At 58.3% G+C, this 16,188-nt stretch carries 15 protein-coding genes; 7 read left to right on the top strand and 8 right to left on the bottom strand.

The features are described from left to right. Positions 1-120 precede the first annotated feature (120 nt). Positions 121-726, top strand: a complete 606-nt coding sequence (locus ACR0BK_RS06550; protein ID WP_480554146.1) for an OmpW/AlkL family protein — start codon at positions 121-123, stop codon at positions 724-726. Between the two features lie 50 nt (positions 727-776). On the opposite strand, the gene ACR0BK_RS06545 is transcribed toward ACR0BK_RS06550, so the two are convergent. From ACR0BK_RS06545 to ACR0BK_RS06535, 3 genes are all read right to left on the bottom strand, one after another. Next, positions 777-1,940 (bottom strand): isovaleryl-CoA dehydrogenase, encoded by a 1,164-nt coding sequence (locus ACR0BK_RS06545; RefSeq protein ID WP_267362877.1) that lies wholly within the window; start codon positions 1,938-1,940, stop codon positions 777-779. 164 nt (positions 1,941-2,104) lie between these two features. Then, on the bottom strand, positions 2,105-3,295 hold the full coding sequence (locus ACR0BK_RS06540; RefSeq protein ID WP_480554109.1) for a DegT/DnrJ/EryC1/StrS family aminotransferase: 1,191 nt from the start codon (positions 3,293-3,295) through the stop codon (positions 2,105-2,107). Positions 3,296-3,334: 39 nt separating this feature from the next. Further along, positions 3,335-4,006 (bottom strand): HAD-IA family hydrolase, encoded by a 672-nt coding sequence (locus ACR0BK_RS06535; RefSeq protein ID WP_480476059.1) that lies wholly within the window; start codon positions 4,004-4,006, stop codon positions 3,335-3,337. Positions 4,007-4,140: 134 nt separating this feature from the next. Here ACR0BK_RS06535 and glmU point away from each other — a divergent pair, with 134 nt between their 5' ends. Genes glmU through ACR0BK_RS06515 form a run of 4 tightly spaced genes read left to right on the top strand, consistent with a single transcriptional unit; the run spans position 4,141 to position 8,558 of the window. Beyond that, the gene (gene glmU, locus ACR0BK_RS06530; RefSeq protein ID WP_480554108.1) at positions 4,141-5,493 is read left to right on the top strand and encodes a bifunctional UDP-N-acetylglucosamine diphosphorylase/glucosamine-1-phosphate N-acetyltransferase GlmU; all 1,353 of its coding nucleotides are present in this window, start codon (positions 4,141-4,143) and stop codon (positions 5,491-5,493) included. A gap of 3 nt (positions 5,494-5,496) precedes the next feature. Beyond that, positions 5,497-7,320, top strand: a complete 1,824-nt coding sequence (gene glmS, locus ACR0BK_RS06525; protein WP_480516368.1) for a glutamine--fructose-6-phosphate transaminase (isomerizing) — start codon at positions 5,497-5,499, stop codon at positions 7,318-7,320. A 3-nt stretch (positions 7,321-7,323) separates the two neighbouring features. Then, complete coding sequence (locus tag ACR0BK_RS06520) at positions 7,324-7,866, top strand: pyridoxamine 5'-phosphate oxidase family protein (protein ID WP_480554107.1); 543 nt, start codon at positions 7,324-7,326, stop codon at positions 7,864-7,866. Between the two features lie 5 nt (positions 7,867-7,871). After that, positions 7,872-8,558 (top strand): DNA alkylation repair protein, encoded by a 687-nt coding sequence (locus ACR0BK_RS06515; protein WP_480554106.1) that lies wholly within the window; start codon positions 7,872-7,874, stop codon positions 8,556-8,558. Here the strand turns inward: ACR0BK_RS06515 and ACR0BK_RS06510 are convergent. After that, positions 8,546-8,977, bottom strand: a complete 432-nt coding sequence (locus ACR0BK_RS06510) for a hypothetical protein (RefSeq protein WP_480554105.1) — start codon at positions 8,975-8,977, stop codon at positions 8,546-8,548. The genes ACR0BK_RS06515 and ACR0BK_RS06510 overlap by 13 nt on opposite strands. Before the next feature lie 90 nt (positions 8,978-9,067). Between ACR0BK_RS06510 and moaA the strand changes: the two genes are divergently transcribed. Both moaA and ACR0BK_RS06500 read left to right on the top strand, forming a co-directional pair. Then, positions 9,068-10,075 carry a GTP 3',8-cyclase MoaA gene (gene moaA, locus ACR0BK_RS06505; RefSeq protein ID WP_480476047.1) on the top strand — a complete coding sequence of 336 codons (1,008 nt, stop codon included), beginning with the start codon at positions 9,068-9,070 and terminating at the stop codon, positions 10,073-10,075. A gap of 3 nt (positions 10,076-10,078) precedes the next feature. Next, positions 10,079-11,401, top strand: a complete 1,323-nt coding sequence (locus ACR0BK_RS06500; protein WP_480554104.1) for a 3-deoxy-D-manno-octulosonic acid transferase — start codon at positions 10,079-10,081, stop codon at positions 11,399-11,401. Between the two features lie 42 nt (positions 11,402-11,443). Here ACR0BK_RS06500 and ACR0BK_RS06495 read toward each other — a convergent pair whose 3' ends face one another. From ACR0BK_RS06495 to argE, 4 genes are read right to left on the bottom strand one after another with little or no spacing between them, the layout of a single operon-like run. Next, positions 11,444-12,607, bottom strand: a complete 1,164-nt coding sequence (locus tag ACR0BK_RS06495; RefSeq protein WP_480476043.1) for a M20 aminoacylase family protein — start codon at positions 12,605-12,607, stop codon at positions 11,444-11,446. Between the two features lie 24 nt (positions 12,608-12,631). Next, on the bottom strand, positions 12,632-13,795 hold the full coding sequence (locus ACR0BK_RS06490) for a M20 aminoacylase family protein (protein WP_480554102.1): 1,164 nt from the start codon (positions 13,793-13,795) through the stop codon (positions 12,632-12,634). A 15-nt stretch (positions 13,796-13,810) separates the two neighbouring features. Continuing rightward, complete coding sequence (locus ACR0BK_RS06485) at positions 13,811-14,977, bottom strand: M20 aminoacylase family protein (protein WP_480554101.1); 1,167 nt, start codon at positions 14,975-14,977, stop codon at positions 13,811-13,813. 43 nt (positions 14,978-15,020) lie between these two features. Beyond that, positions 15,021-16,187 carry an acetylornithine deacetylase gene (argE, locus tag ACR0BK_RS06480; protein ID WP_480554145.1) on the bottom strand — a complete coding sequence of 389 codons (1,167 nt, stop codon included), beginning with the start codon at positions 16,185-16,187 and terminating at the stop codon, positions 15,021-15,023. Position 16,188 lies beyond the last annotated feature (1 nt).

The following is a 16,188-nucleotide window of genomic DNA, read 5'->3' as shown; positions in this document are numbered from 1 at the left end:
ATTTCCTGCACTTATCGATTCATCTGCAGCCAGTTCTTTCACGTTTACTTGATGCAGATCAGAGTGGGCAATTTCAGTCGCTGCAACACCAAGGTCATCAACGAAACCAAAGGCACGACAATGACCAAGAAACTCGCCGCTTTGACTCTTTCCACCGCGTTGGTGGCTCTGGCCGCCCCTGCGTTTTCCCAATCTCAGGGGGATTGGACTCTCGGTATCGGTGTGGGGTACCTGGACCCGAAATCCAACAACGGAACTCTGGCCGGCCTTAGCGCCGATATCGACTCGGATACGCGCCCGATCTTCACCGCCGAGTATTTCATCCAGGACAATTTGGGGATCGAGCTGCTGGCCGCGACCCCGTTCAAACATAACGTCACCTTGGGCGGAAGCGTGGACGCTGGCAGCGTCAAACATCTGCCGCCCACCTTGTCGCTGAACTATCACTTCCCGACCAATAGCGCCTGGAAGCCCTATGTCGGTGCCGGTCTGAACTATACCATCTTCTTTGACGAGCAATCTGCCCTTGGCAACCTCAAGGTCGATGATTCCTTCGGCGTATCGCTGCAAGCCGGTCTCGACTATATGATCACCGACAAAGGTGCGGTCCGTCTGAATGTGCGCTGGTTCGACATCGACTCGGACGTCACGCTGAACGGAGCCGATATTGGCACTGCAAACATCGACCCTTGGCTGGTCGGTATTTCCTACGTTCATCGCTTCTGATCCTTTGATCGAAACGCCCCGCTGCAAACTCGTCTGCGGGGCGTTTTCGTTCAGCGCATTTCGTTCATCATTTCCCGGCCGATCAGCATCCGTCGAATCTCGCTGGTGCCTGCGCCGATCTCCATCAGCTTGGCGTCCCGGAAAATCCGGCTGACCGGTGCATCCGACAGAAACCCTGCCCCGCCCAGCGCCTGAACCGCCTGATGCGCCTGAACCATCGCCTGTTCGGATGCGTAGAGACAGCACGCCGCTGCGTCCTGCCGAGTGACGTCTCCTCGATCACAGGCCTTGGCCACCTCATAGACATAGGCCCGTGCCGAGTTCATCGCGGTATACATGTCGGCAATCTTGCCCTGCATCAGTTGGAAGCTGCCAATCGGTTTGCCGAATTGCTTGCGCTCGGCCAGATACGGCATCACCTCATCCAGACAGGCGGCCATGATGCCGGTTCCGATCCCGGCCAGAACCACGCGCTCATAGTCCAGACCTGACATGAGCACGGCTACGCCCTTGCCCTCTTCTCCCAATACGTTCTCGAACGGCACTTCGACATCTTCAAAGATCAGTTCAGCCGTGTTCGACCCGCGCATCCCCAACTTGTCGAAATGGGGTGAAGTCGAAAAACCCTTCATCTCTTTTTCAATCAGAAATGCAGTAATACCCTTCGATCCGGCATCGGGGTCTGTCTTGGCATAAACCACCAGTGTATCCGCGTCTGGCCCGTTTGTGATCCAGTACTTGTTGCCGTTCAGTCGGTAATGGTCGTTGCGTTTTTCCGCCCGCAGCTTCATCGACACCACGTCCGAACCTGCGGAAGGTTCCGACATCGCCAGCGCACCCACATGTTCTCCCGATACTAGGCGCGGCAGGTATTTCTGTTTCTGCTCTTCCGTACCGTTCAGCTTGATCTGGTTCACACACAGGTTGGAATGCGCCCCATAAGACAGCGAAACCGAGGCAGAAGCGCGCGCAACTTCTTCGACAGCAATTGTATGCGCCAAATAGGACATGCCCGCACCGCCGTATTCTTCTGGCACGGTGACACCCAAAAGACCAAGCTCTCCCATTTCTTTCCACAGTTCATTCGGAAAGCTGTTCTTGGCATCAATCTCAGCCGCCATCGGCTTGACACGCTCCTGCGCCCACCGATGCACCATCTCGCGCAGGGCGTTCACATCCTCACCCAGATCAAACTTCATCGTGGCCATGAACATCTGTGTCCTCCCTCCGCATTAATGAACAAGTGTTCAATAAATCTCTAACAGCGAATCTGTCTTCGGTCAATCTTTGTGAAAGCCCGGACCAAAACGCGAAACGCCGCCCAAACCGGGCGGCGCTCTCAAGGGTCGAGTGTGCGCTGAAAGCGCACTCTGTTTTGCTAGGATTGATAAACTGCGCCCACTTCGGCTCGGATGATGCGCGCGATCACTTGGCAATCCTCCAGTGAAAAGGTCAGCGGCACACGCATATCCATGATGCCTGCCAGAACACGATCACTTTCCGGCATTCGTTCGCTTTCAAAATATCTCCAGCTGTCATAGCGCGACGTGAACCCTGTTGGCTCAGCCCCGCCAAACCATTTGATCTCGACCCCACGCGCGGCGCAGCGGCTGATAACGTCGGCTATCCGCTCAGGCGACCAATCCAACAGCAGGAACTGGATCGAAGACCCGACATAGGTTTCCTCTTCGGGTCGCTCGACAATCGTCAGGCCCGGAGTGCGGCGCAGCCCGGTCTCGATCTCGCGATAGCGCTCGTTCCACCGTGTCACCTGCCGGTCCAGATCCCGCAACTGAGGGCGTAGGATGGCGGCACGCAAATTGTCCATGCGACCGGACACATTGGGTGTGGTGTACTTTATCCGCTCGAACACTTCAGGTCCCGGCGCTGCCAGATGGCGTTCATACAGCATGTATGACCCCGACAGCATTGTGGCCTTGGCCGCCAGTTCCGCGTCATCAGTAACCAGCAAACCGCCCTCGCCCGAGTTCACGTGCTTATAGGTCTGGCAGGAATAACACCCGATCGCCCCCTGCCGCCCCGACAACTGACCACGCCAGGCCGCGCCCATCGTGTGTGCGCAGTCCTCGATCACGATAACGCCTGCCGCGTCACACATCTGCATCAGACGATCCATGTCACACAGATGCCCGCGCATATGGCTGAGCATCAGGACACGGGCCTGATCCAGTTTGCCCTCAAGATCCTCCAGATCGATGGTCAGGTTTTCGGTGACGCCGACAAAGATCGCCCGCGCTCCGACCGATGCAATTGATCCCGGCACCGGAGCCAGAGTGAACGCATTGGTCAGAACCGGGTCGCCCGGCTGCACACCGACGGCCCGCAACGCGGTGGCAAGCGCATAACCGCCAGAGGAAACCGCCAAGCAATACTTGGCCCCCATCTGTGCAGCAAACTCCTGTTCCAACAGGGCCGTTTCCCCCAACTCACCGGGGACCACGTTATAGCGATGCAGCCGCCCGTGACGCAGGACAGCCAGCGCTGCCTCGATTGCGTCGTCTGGAAGGGGTTCCTGCTGCGTGAAATTACCAATGAATGTTTCCGTCATGGTCTTTTTCTGGATCTCCGACAGGGTCCGGTCAAGGTTTCAGGCTGCCGCACCGATCAGATCAGGCACAAGATCGGGCAAGTCGTCAAAGTGATGCAGCAGGGCTTCGGGCTCCAGCGCTGCCATGTCCTCCCCTGACGGCCCGAAAGTCACCAAAACCGATGGGACCCCTGCCGCTCGGGCGGTATTGCGGTCGGTATCCGAATCTCCGATCAGCACGCACCAGGCTGGATCTCCCCCGGCCCGTCGCGCAGCCTCGCGCAGAGGGGCCGGGTCCGGCTTGCGCACCGGCAGCGTATCCGCACCTACCAACGAGGCAAAACGGTCCCGCACTCCCATGCGCGTCAGTAACAATTCGGCCAGATGTTCCGGCTTGTTGGTGCAAATGCCGACACCGTAGCCCGCGTTACTCAGCATCTCGACGGCCTGCAACGCTCCCGGATAGAAACTTGTGTGGGTGTTGATATCTTGCGCGTAAGCCTCAAGCAGAACCGGATAATAGGCCTGAACGGTGTCCTCGTCGTAAGCTCCAACGCGTTTCAGCCCTTGGGTCAACATCATGCGACCGCCACGCAGCGCGATGCCTGCATCCTGCCCATGGACCAGCACATCACCATGCCCCATTTCGCGGAAACAATGGTTCGCTGCCGCCAGCAAATCGCCTGATGTATCCGCCAATGTGCCGTCCAGATCGAAGATGACGGTCCGCATGTTGCCTCCTGTTTCGGCAGGTTTTCGCCGTGTCCTGTTTCAATCGGCAATCTTGTTTGATGGCCGAACAGCTTGCGCCTTTGCCCCCAGCGGATAAAACGGTCGGCAACAAAACACAAAGAGAAAACGATTTCATGACCATTGCCCTTGTCATCCTTGCCGCCGGAAAAGGCACCAGGATGAATTCGGACCTTCCCAAAGTCCTGCATCCCATCGCTCAGGCTCCGATGCTTGTTCACGCGATGCGTGCCGGGTCTGTTTTGTCGCCCGAACGCACGGTGATCGTCACCGGCCACGGGTCCGAAGCTGTAGCAAAGGTTGCTCAGGACGAAGACGAAGATGCCCGGATAGCCGTTCAGGAGGAACAATTGGGTACAGCCCATGCGGTTGGTCAGGCCCGGACAGCACTGGACGGGTTCAACGGTGATATCGTAGTTCTTTACGGCGACACCCCGTTTTTACAACCCGATACGCTGGAGCGGATGGTCGAGGCACGGTCCCGAAATGACCTGGTCATCCTTGGGTTCGAAGCGGCTGATCCGGCCCGCTATGGCCGGTTGGTCATGAATGGCGACACGTTGGAACGCATTGTCGAATTCAAAGACGCATCAGATGATGAGCGCGCCATAACATTTTGCAACTCGGGCCTTTTGGCCTGTGATGCCCGGTTGCTTTTTTCGCTGATTGACGCCGTTGAAAACAACAATGCCTCAGGCGAATACTATCTGACAGACGTAGTTGAGATCGCCCGCAACCGCGGTCTGAACGTAACCGCCGTCGCCTGTGACGAGGCGCAGACGCTGGGCGTGAACTCACGCGCTGATCTGGCCGCCGCCGACGCCGTATTTCAGGCGCGCGCGCGGGCAGAACTGCTGGATATGGGTGTCACATTGATGGCAGCGGATACGGTATACCTGTCCGCAGACACTGTGATTGGGCGTGACACAGTAATCGAACCCAACGTGGTTTTCGGCCCCGGAGTGACTGTCGAAAGCGGTGCGACCATCCGGGCCTTTTCCCATCTGGAAGGGTGCCATGTCAGTCGCGGTGCCATCGTCGGCCCCTACGCGCGGCTGCGTCCGGGCGCAGAATTGGCCGAAAACACGCGGGTTGGCAATTTCGTCGAAATCAAGAATGCAGAAATCGCCGAAGGCGCGAAGGTCAACCACCTCAGCTATATCGGGGACGCATCAGTGGGTGCTGAGACGAATATCGGCGCGGGAACAATCACCTGCAACTATGATGGTGTGATGAAGCACAAGACCAACATAGGTGCGAATGTCTTTATCGGCTCCAACACCATGCTCGTGGCCCCGGTCACGGTGGGCGATGGCGCAATGACAGCGACAGGCACAGTGGTGACCAAAGACGTAGCGCCCGAGGCGTTGGCCGTGGCGCGCGCCAAGCAGGAAAACAAACCCGGCTACGCGCGAAAACTGTTTGATATGTTGAAGGCGAAGAAGGCTCGCCGCGATAACGAGGCCTGAGATATGTGTGGAATTGTAGGTGTCTTGGGGCAGCATGAAGCAGCCCCTATTCTGGTAGAAGCCCTGAAACGGCTGGAATATCGCGGCTATGACAGTGCCGGGATTGCAACCGTCAATGACGGTGTCCTGGGTCGTCGGCGTGCGGTCGGCAAGCTGGTCAACCTCAGCGATCTGTTGGTGCATGATCCGCTGCCGGGAAAATCCGGCATTGGTCACACCCGCTGGGCCACGCATGGCGCGCCTTCCGTCAACAACGCGCATCCCCACAAGGCGGGCCCAGTGGCCGTGGTTCACAACGGGATTGTCGAAAACTACCGCGACCTGAGGGCGGAACTGGCCAAACACGGCGTCGCCTTCAAGACTGAAACCGACACGGAAACCGTCGCGCTGATGACGGAACATCACCTCAACACAGGCATGTCCCCGGTCGAGGCCGCTTTCAAGACCATCGACAAGTTGGAAGGGGCCTTCGCCCTTGCATTCCTGTTCGATGGTGAGGACGACCTGATTGTAGCCGCTCGCAAAGGATCACCTCTGGCCATCGGCCACGGGGATGGTGAGATGTATGTGGGTTCGGACGCCATTGCCCTTGCGCCGCTAACCAATCAGATCACCTATCTCGAGGAAGGCGACCGCGCGGTTCTGACCCGAACATCGCTGGAAATCCGCAACGAGGCCGGTGAACTGGCCAACCGGGAAAAGCGCAAGATCAAGCTGGATCATGCGCGCGCCGACAAGGGCGAGCATAAGCATTTCATGGCCAAGGAAATCGCTGAACAGCCTATCGTTGTGGCTGAGGCCATCCGATCCTACCTGCCCACGGGCGGTGATCGCGTGGTGTTACCCGACGCCGAGCTGGATTTCAGCAAGTTGGACCGTCTGACCATGGTCGCCTGCGGCACCGCGTTTTACGCCTGCCTGACTGCGAAATACTGGTTCGAGCAACTGGCAAAGATGCCGGTGGAAGTCGATATCGCCAGCGAGTTCCGCTATCGCGAACCTCCGATCACGGGTCGCACACTGGCGCTGTTTGTCAGTCAGTCAGGCGAAACCGCCGACACCCTGGCCGCGCTGCGCTATTGCGAGGGCAAGGCGGACAAGATCGTTTCCGTCGTCAATGTCCCCGAAAGCTCGATTGCTCGGGAAAGCGATATCGCCCTGCCGATCCATGCTGGCGTTGAAATCGGTGTGGCTTCGACCAAAGCCTTCACCTGTCAACTAAGCGTTTTGCTGATGCTGGCGCTCAAGGCAGCGGCCGACCGCGGCACTCTGACCGATGAGGAAATCGCCGATCACACCGCTGCGCTGCGCGGATTGCCGACCGTGCTGAACACGGCATTGGATCAGAACCGGGCGATCCGCAAAGCAGCCCAACGCCTGTCCGAGGCGCGCGACGTTCTGTTCCTGGGCCGTGGCCTGATGTATCCTCTGGCAATGGAAGGGGCGCTGAAGCTCAAGGAAATCAGCTATATCCACGCCGAAGGGTATGCATCGGGCGAGTTGAAACACGGACCCATCGCCCTGATCGACAAGCATATGCCTGTTGTCGTCATGGCACCCCGCGACACCGTGTTCGACAAGACCGTGTCGAACATGCAGGAAGTGATGGCGCGCAAGGGCAAAGTGATCCTTGTGTCTGATGATGATGGAATTGACGAGGCCGGAGACGGCGTCTGGAGCACAATCCGGATGCCTCATATTCACACCAGTCTTGCGCCGATCCTTTATTCGGTTCCCGCACAGTTGCTGGCATACCACACGGCTGTAGCCAAAGGGACGGATGTAGACCAGCCGCGCAATCTGGCAAAATCAGTGACGGTAGAGTGACCCATGTCCAAACAGTTTCCCCAGCTTGATGACGCGCATCAAAAGTTCATCGAAGATCAGCATATGTTCTTCGTCGGCACCGCCGGGACCGAGGGAAAGGTCAATATCTCGCCCAAAGGTATGGACTCGCTGCGGGTGCTGGGGCCAAACCGCATCGTCTGGATGAACCTGACTGGCAGCGGCAACGAGACGGCGGGGCATCTGATGCAGGTCAACAGGATGACACTGATGTGGTGCTCCTTCACCACGCGCCCACTGATCCTGCGCACATATGGCACAGCCCGCGCTCTGCACGTCGGAGATGACGGCTGGGATGAACTGGCCAATCTTTTCCCCAACCACCGCAGCGCGCGACAGATCTATGACCAGTCGATCGAAATGGTTCAGACCTCTTGCGGGTATGCAGTGCCGTTCATGGAATTCCAGTCCGACCGCGACACGATGCAGAAATGGGTCGATGGCAAGACGGACGGCGACATCCGGTCTTATTGGGCCGAAAAGAACAGCCAGACGATTGACGGCGAACCGACAGGCGTTCCGGTCTGACCCCGATGCTGACCTCTTTTCTTGATCAGATCAAAGCCCATGCCGACCCCGAACGTGCGGGTCAGATGGCCAGTTATCACAAGGCGGATCGCGTCTATCTGGGCGTCGCCAACCCGGTTCTCAACGATCTGACCAAAGCATGGCGGCAAGAGCTGGATGTGAATAAACGCGTCGCGCTGGCCAAGGCGCTGTGGCAAACCGATATCCACGAAGCGCGCCTTGCCGCGGCCAAGCTTCTGACCCAGGCCCGCATCCGGCCCGACGATCAGGTTTGGGACCTGCTTCAAAGCTGGCTACCGGATTTTGACGCCTGGGCCGTCGCCGATCATGCCTGCATGGCGATGCAAAAACGACTGATGGCCGACCCCGAGAGACTGAATGCCGTCGAACAGTGGACACAGTCCGATCACATGTGGACCCGGCGCGCGGCCCTTGTCGCAACACTGCCCTGGACCAAACAGAACCACCCCAAGCCCGAAGACCTGCAACGTCGCGACTGTATCCTCGGCTGGGCCGCCGGATATGTCCCTGACCGCGACTGGTTTATTCAGAAATCAATCGCCTGGTGGCTCCGGGAACTGTCCAAACACGACCCCGAACGTGTGATCGCGTTTCTGGACAAACACGGTGATGCCATGAAACCGTTCGCCCGACGCGAAGCAGCCAAATACCTGAAAAGTCAGTCGGCATAGACCGCGACTTCGACCAGTTCGTCTAATGGCACCAGAAGGGCCCGCATGGCATCCAGCGACAAGCGGCTGCCGCTACTTTCCGGGCCTGCGGCAGGAACCAGGGTGATATAGGCCTGCGCGCCGGTTCTGGGCACAACAACCCGGGCCGTTACCTCGCTATCGACCAGTGGCGTCTGCATCCAGCGCCCTGGTGTGGTCGGATCACCAAGCCCGGCAATGGTTGTTTTGGCTCCGACCCAACTGGGACGTGCCGCAACCGGCTCGGGCTGAAGAACCTCCTCAGCGACAACTGGCGCAGTTTCAACGTCCGATACGGCCGCAGCCGCCTCATCCCCCGACCCGAACACACGTTCCGTCGTTGCCCGGACAGTATCGCACCCGGTCAAAACAACGCATAGAAAAACAAATACCTTTTTCATGCCCGGAAACTACAACCCCATGCGGGTGTGATCCAGTGCAAAGCGCAGTTCGCACTTGTCGCAGGCTGGTTACAGCTTTACCTATGTCGCATGTCTGCTCCGCTCATCGACCCGTTTGCCCGCGCCATCACGTATCTCCGCGTCTCCGTCACGGACCGCTGTGATTTTCGCTGTGTCTACTGCATGTCCGAAAACATGACTTTTCTGCCCAAGAAAGACCTTCTTACGCTGGAAGAGCTGGATCGCATGTGCTCGACCTTTGTGAGAATGGGCGTCGAGAAACTGCGCATTACCGGCGGTGAGCCATTGGTTCGTCGCAATATCATGACCTTCTTCAACGCTATGACCCGCCACTTGGAAAGCGGTGCGTTGAAAGAACTGACGCTCACGACAAACGGTTCGCAGTTGCATCGCTTTGCCGAAGATCTTTATGCCGCCGGTGTGCGCCGTGTGAATGTTTCTCTGGATACGCTGGATGACGACAAATTTGCAAAAGTCACGCGCTGGGGCCGCCTCAAACAGGTACTGAATGGCATCGACGCGGCGCAAAAGGCCGGGCTGCGAATCAAGATCAACGCTGTTGCGCTCAAGGGATTCAACGAACCCGAACTGCCCAAGATCACTGAATGGTGCGCCGAGCGCGACATGGACCTGACCTGGATCGAGGTCATGCCGATGGGCGATATCGGTAACGAGGATCGACTGGATCAATACTGGTCTCTCAAGGATGTGCGCAAAGAGTACGAAAACCATTACACGATCACTGATCTGGCAGAACGCACAGGCGGACCAGCCCGCTATATCAGGCTGGAAGAAACAGGTCAGAAGATCGGCTTCATCACGCCCCTGTCCCACAATTTCTGCGAAAGCTGCAACCGCGTGCGCCTGACCTGCACCGGCGAGCTTTATATGTGTCTGGGGCAGGAGGACATGGCGGATCTGCGGGGCGCATTGCGGGATCACCCCGATACCGAACAGCCGCTTGAAGATGCCATCCGTGCGGCGATTAACCTGAAGCCAAAAGGTCATGACTTCGACTATTCTCGCCAGTCCGTTGATGGTCGGATGAGCCGCCATATGAGCCATACAGGCGGCTGATATATGCCGGATCACCAAGACCGCCCCACAGCACTGTACCACCTGTACTGCGCCCTGATCTCTCTGGCCGCACCTCTGGTCTGGAGAACCGTCCGAAAGAAACTTGAGGCTGCCGGTGTACCAGCCAATCGCCAACAGGAGCGTCTTGGCCATGCCAGTATGCCCCGCCCCGCAGGGCAGTTGATCTGGTTCCACGCCGCCAGTGTCGGCGAAAGCCTGTCGGTCCTCACTCTGATCAATCGGCTGGCCGACCGCCTTCCCAAAACCGAGTTTCTGATCACCTCAGGAACGCCAACCTCAGCGGCCCTGATCGAAAAGCGACTGCCGCCTCGCACCCGACACCAGTACCCACCGCTTGACACTGCCGGCCCGGTTCAACGCTTTCTGGACCATTGGCAACCCGATGCCGGGATCTTCGTCGAAAGCGAGATCTGGCCGCGGCTGATTGTCGAAAGCGCGGGGCGCGACATTCCGCTGGCTCTGCTGAATGCTCGATTGTCGGACAAATCTGTCGCCGGATGGAAGAAGCGCCCTAAAACAGCAAGGTTTGTCCTGAATAAATTTCGCCTGCTCTTAACGCAAAACAACAAAACAGCAGCCAACCTGATTGCCATGGGTGCCCCAGCCCAACGGGTGCAGCCCGGCACCAACCTCAAGGCCATGTCCGATCCTCTACCTGTGGACCAGAGCACGCTGGACGACATTCGTGCGCAAATAGCCGCCAGACCTGTCTGGATCGCCAGTTCCACCCATGCCGGAGAAGAGGACAGCGTTCTGACAGCCCACAAGGCGTTATTGCAACATTGGCCCGACCTTCTGCTGCTACTGATCCCACGCCACCCCGAACGACGCGGCGAGGTTGCAGAACTTCTGAACAACGCCGGGCTCAAGGCATCCTTCCGGTCAAAAAATGCACCGATCACAGATACGACGCACGTGTATGTTGCCGACACACTGGGCGAAACCGGAACCTGGTACGCGCTTTGCCCGATCGTGTTCCTTGGGGGCTCACTGAAAGAGATTGGCGGACACAACCCGTTTGAACCGGCACAGGCTGGGGCCGCCGTGGTCACCGGCCCAGGGTATTTCAACTTTGCAGAAACCTTTGCCCCGCTGATCGACGCCAAGGGCGCTGTCGAGGTCCAGACATCCGCTGACCTCTCTGAGGCCGTTTCACATTGGCTGTCGGACCAGAATGCCCTTCAAGCCGCCAGAACGGCTGCACAATCCTGCGTCAATACGCAGTCGACCGCCTTGGATGCCGTCGTCGAAACCCTCTGCACGGTGCTTGATCTGCAAGCAAAGGATCCCGCTTCATCTGGCTAGAAATATCCCGGGGGTGTGGGGGCAGAGCCCCCACCCTCACCATCAGGCGGCTGGCATCCGCTGTTCGACAATCTCTGCCCACCAGCTGCATCCGGCCGGAATGGCTTCGTCGTTGAAATTGTATTCCGGGTGATGAACCATTGCGGTGTCACCGTTGCCCACAAGAATATAGGCGCCTGGGCGCTCTTCCAGCATGAAGGCAAAATCTTCGCCCCCCATGACCAACGGTGCCTCGTCGCAATCACCGGACACCGACCGGGCCACATCCGCCGCAAACTCTGTTTGCTCGTCGCTGTTCACCATTACCGGGTACCCGCGAATGTAAGTCACGTCAGCGGTGCCGCCAAACGTGGCCGCTACACCGTTGCAAATCTCGTTGATCCGCTTTTCAGCCAGATCCCGCATGCCCTTGCTCATTGTGCGCACGGTGCCTTTGATCTGCACGGTCTGAGGGATCACATTGAATGCCTTGGATGACGTCTCAAACGATGTCACAGACACCACGACCTGGTCTATTGGGTCGGCATTGCGCGAAGAAATCGTTTGCAACGTAAGGACTGCCTGCGCTGCCAGAACTGTAGTATCCACAGTCTCATGCGGCTTGGCGGCATGTCCGCCGCGACCCTCAAAGGTGACATCGAACTGATCAGTTGCCGCAAAGAACGAACCCGGCCGGATTGCGAACTTGCCAACAGGCTGCCCCGGCCAATTATGCATGCCGTAGACTTCCTGAATGTTCCAGCGGTCCATCATTCCGTCTTCGCACATTTCGCGGCCCCCGCCGCCACCTTCCTCAGCAGGTTGGAAGATCACGACAACAGTGCCGTCAAAGTTGCGGGTTTCCGACAGGTACTTTGCCGCCCCCAGCAACATCGCGGTGTGCCCGTCATGGCCACAAGCATGCATCGCACCCGGCGTTTTCGAGGCATAGTCCAACCCCGTTGCCTCATGTATCGGCAAAGCATCCATATCTGCGCGCAGGCCGATCACCTTTCCCTTGCTGTCCGACTTGCCTTTGATCACCCCGACAACACCGGTACGTCCGATACCGGTCACAACCTCATCGCAGCCGAACTCCTTCAGCTTCTCGGCCACTTTCGCGCTGGTGCGGTGGGTTTCGAACAGGATCTCGGGATTTTCGTGCAGATCCCTTCGCCATTCCGTGATTTCATTCTGCAATTCGGCAAAGCGGTTCTTGACTGGCATGTCTTTTCTCTCTCCTGATTCAGGTCAAGCCGCTGGCATCCGGCGCTCGACCATTTCCGCAAACCACGAGCACCCAATGGGGATGATCTCGTCATTGAAATTGTATTCGGGGTGGTGCAGCCCGGCACTGTCACCGTTGCCCAAAACAATGAATGCCCCGGGCCTCTCTTCCAGCATGAACGAGAAATCCTCGCCCCCCATCACCATCGGCGCTTCAATGCAACTGCCCCCAACCGACACCGCGGCCTCTGCTGCATATCCCGTCTGAGCTTCGGCATTGATCGTCACCGGAACACCGCGTTTATAGGTGACGTTCACAGACCCGCCAAATGTTGCAGAGATCCCTTCCGAGACTTCCTTCAGCCGTTGTTCGATCAGGTCGCGCAACTCGTTGGAATGGGTCCGAACAGTGCCGCGGATCCGTGCTGATTGCGGGATCACGTTGAACGCTTTCGAGGACGTCTCGACCGAGGTCACAGACAGCACGGCCTGCAAAATCGGATTCGCATTGCGCGACACAATCGTCTGCAACGCCACGATCAGCTGCGACAGCATCACCGTTGTATCAATCGTCTGATGAGGTTTTGCCGCGTGGCCGCCGCGCCCTTCAAGATGGATGTCAAACTCATCCGCTGCCGCCAGCAACGGCCCCGAACGAATGGCAAACTGCCCGGCAGGAATACCCGGCACATTGTGCATCGCATAGACTTCCTGAATGCCGAACCGATCCATCAGACCGTCCTTGCACATGGCCTCGGCACCATTTCCACCCTCTTCGGCAGGCTGAAAGATCACGATTGCCGTGCCATCAAAATTGCGGGTTTCCGCCAGATACTTGGCGGCCCCCAAAACCATCGCCGTATGGCCGTCATGACCACAGGCATGCATCGCATTCGGTATTTCCGAGGCATAGTCCAACCCGGTCTGTTCCTGCATCGGCAGGGCGTCCATATCGGCGCGCAGGCCAATCACACGGCCCCGTGTGTCGCTTTTGCCGCGAATGACACCAACGACTCCGGTGCGACCGATGCCAGTCACGACCTCGTCGCAACCAAACTCGTTCAGCTTTACCGCAACCAGCGTACTGGTGCGGTGAGTGTCGTACAGAATTTCCGGGTGTTGGTGAATGTCACGCCGCCAACCGGTGATCTCATCATGCATCTCTGCGAGACGGTTCTTGATCGGCATGTCATTCTCCCTGTTTCATGCGACAGGCAATCGTCGTTCCACAAGCTCGGCAAACCAGCTGCAACCGGCGGGGATCGCGTCGTCGTCAAAGTTGTATTGCGGGTGGTGGCACATGGCCGTATCCCCGTTCCCGATAAAGATGTACGCGCCGGGGCGTTCTTCAAGCATATAGGCAAAATCTTCGGACGGCATGATCGGGTCCGTGCTGTCGTTGACCTTGCCCGCAACCGCAGCTGCCGCCTCGGCCGCATAGCCCGTTTCGGCCTCGGAATTCACTGTCACCGGGTATCCGGGTGTCCAGATAACTTCCGCCTTCGCGCCAAAGGCCGAGGCTGTATCCTCGGCAATCCGGCGCACGCGTTCTTCGGCGATTGTACGATACTCGGGGTCAAGTGTCCGCACGGTTCCCTGCAAACGCACCGTATGAGCGATCACGTTCGACGCAACGCTATCCGTCACAAACGTCCCAACGGTGAGGACAACTCGCTTGATCGGGTCAACGGTCCGGGACACCACCGATTGCAAGGCAACAACGATATGCGAGGCCACCAGCGTCGTATCCACCGCCTCGTGCGGTGCAGCGGCGTGTCCGCCCTTGCCAGTGACGGTGATTTCAAACTCATCGGACGAGGCCAGCAACGCGCCGGGGCGAATTGCGAATTCGCCCACCGGAAGACCGGGCATATTGTGCATGCCATAGACCTCGTGAATGCCCCAGCGGTCCATCAGCCCGTCCTGACACATGGCCAGACCGCCGGCCCCGCCTTCCTCGGCGGGCTGGAAGATCAGAACCACAGTGCCATCGAAATTGCGCGTCTCGGAAAGGTACTGCGCGGCCCCAAGCAGCATCGAAGTGTGCGCGTCATGTCCGCAGGCGTGCATCTTGCCCGACACGGTCGAGGCATAGTCCAGCCCTGTCGCCTCTTCAATCGGAAGCGCATCCATGTCCGCCCGCAGGCCGATGACGCGCCCCTGCGTATCCGTGCGCCCTTTGATCACCCCGACAACGCCCGTTTTGCCAATGCCCGGAGTGATCTCGTCCACTCCGAACTCTTTCAGACGGGCGGCAACAAAGGCCGCAGTTTCATGGACGTCATACATCAGCTCCGGATGGGCGTGCAGGTGGCGGCGCCATTCGGTAATCTCGCCATGCATTTCCGCAAGTCTGTTTTTTACGGGCATCTCAAGACCTTTCTCTCAACCGCTGGCACCGTATTACACCGGGCTAGGCGCATAGTTTTTCAACCAATCGCTGCATGAATTTATGACCGGCTTCGAATTGTTCAATTGTAACAAACTCATTCGGCTGATGTGCCTGCGCTATGTCTCCGGGCCCACATATCACGGCAGAATACCCGGCCTCCTGAAACTGGCCTGCCTCGGTCCCGTAACTGACCACATGGCTTGCGTTGTCTCCGGTCAGGGCGCGTACCAGTGCTTCGGCTTCACCATCCTCTTCCGGGATCAACCCCGGAATCGCGAAGTTTTCAGTCAGTTCGATGCGGGTATCCGGGTGAACGGCCTGCATCTGAGCCTCAATGTGCCGAACCTGTTCGAAATAGGCATCTCGCCATTGGGCCTGCGTTTCGTCGGGCACGGTCCGAAAATCCATCATGAACCGGCAGTCTTTGGCAGTAATGTTATGGGCCGTTCCGCCTTCAATCATACCGACATGGCAGGTTGTCCAGGGTGGATCGAATACGGCGGCAACGGCACTGGGTTGCGCCGCCAAGTTCCGCGCGTTCTGCTGGTTGGCCCAGTCGATCAATGGGGCCGCTGCCATGATGGCGTTGACGCCTGTGTGCATGATCGAGCTGTGAACTTCGAACCCGACGATATGGGTGTCAAAGCCGAAACCGCCCTTGTGACCTGTTACCGCCTGCATCATCGACGGCTCACCCACGATCACCGCCGAACCTTTGGGGAGAACGTCGTGCATCGCCTCGATCATCGGCGGCGCCCCGGTACAACCGACTTCCTCATCAAAACTCAGCGCAAGTTGGAGCGGTCGCCTCACATTTGCGTAATGCGCCTCGACCAGCGCCCAGATGGCAAGCGCATCAAATCCCTTCATGTCGCAGGTGCCGCGCCCGAAATATTTGCCGTCCTTCTCGGTCACGGTGAAGGGGTCGGTGTCCCAGGGTTGCCCGTCAACCGGTACTACATCCGTGTGCCCGGACAGCACAACTGAGCCTTCTTCCAAAGGGCCGACATGCGCAAAGATCGCCGCCTTATGCGGCTGATTCGGATCAGGCCAGCGGTGCGACGTGATCCCATGGCTTTGCAGGTATTCGTCCACCCAGTCGACCAACGGCAGGTTGGTGTCACGACTCACGGTTGGAAATGAGATCAGCTTGGTCATGATCTCAAGCGGCGTCAGGCGCTTGCCCATC

Source organism: Ruegeria sp. AF1 (assembly GCF_056542125.1).
This window is presented reverse-complemented; position numbering and strand designations above follow the sequence as displayed.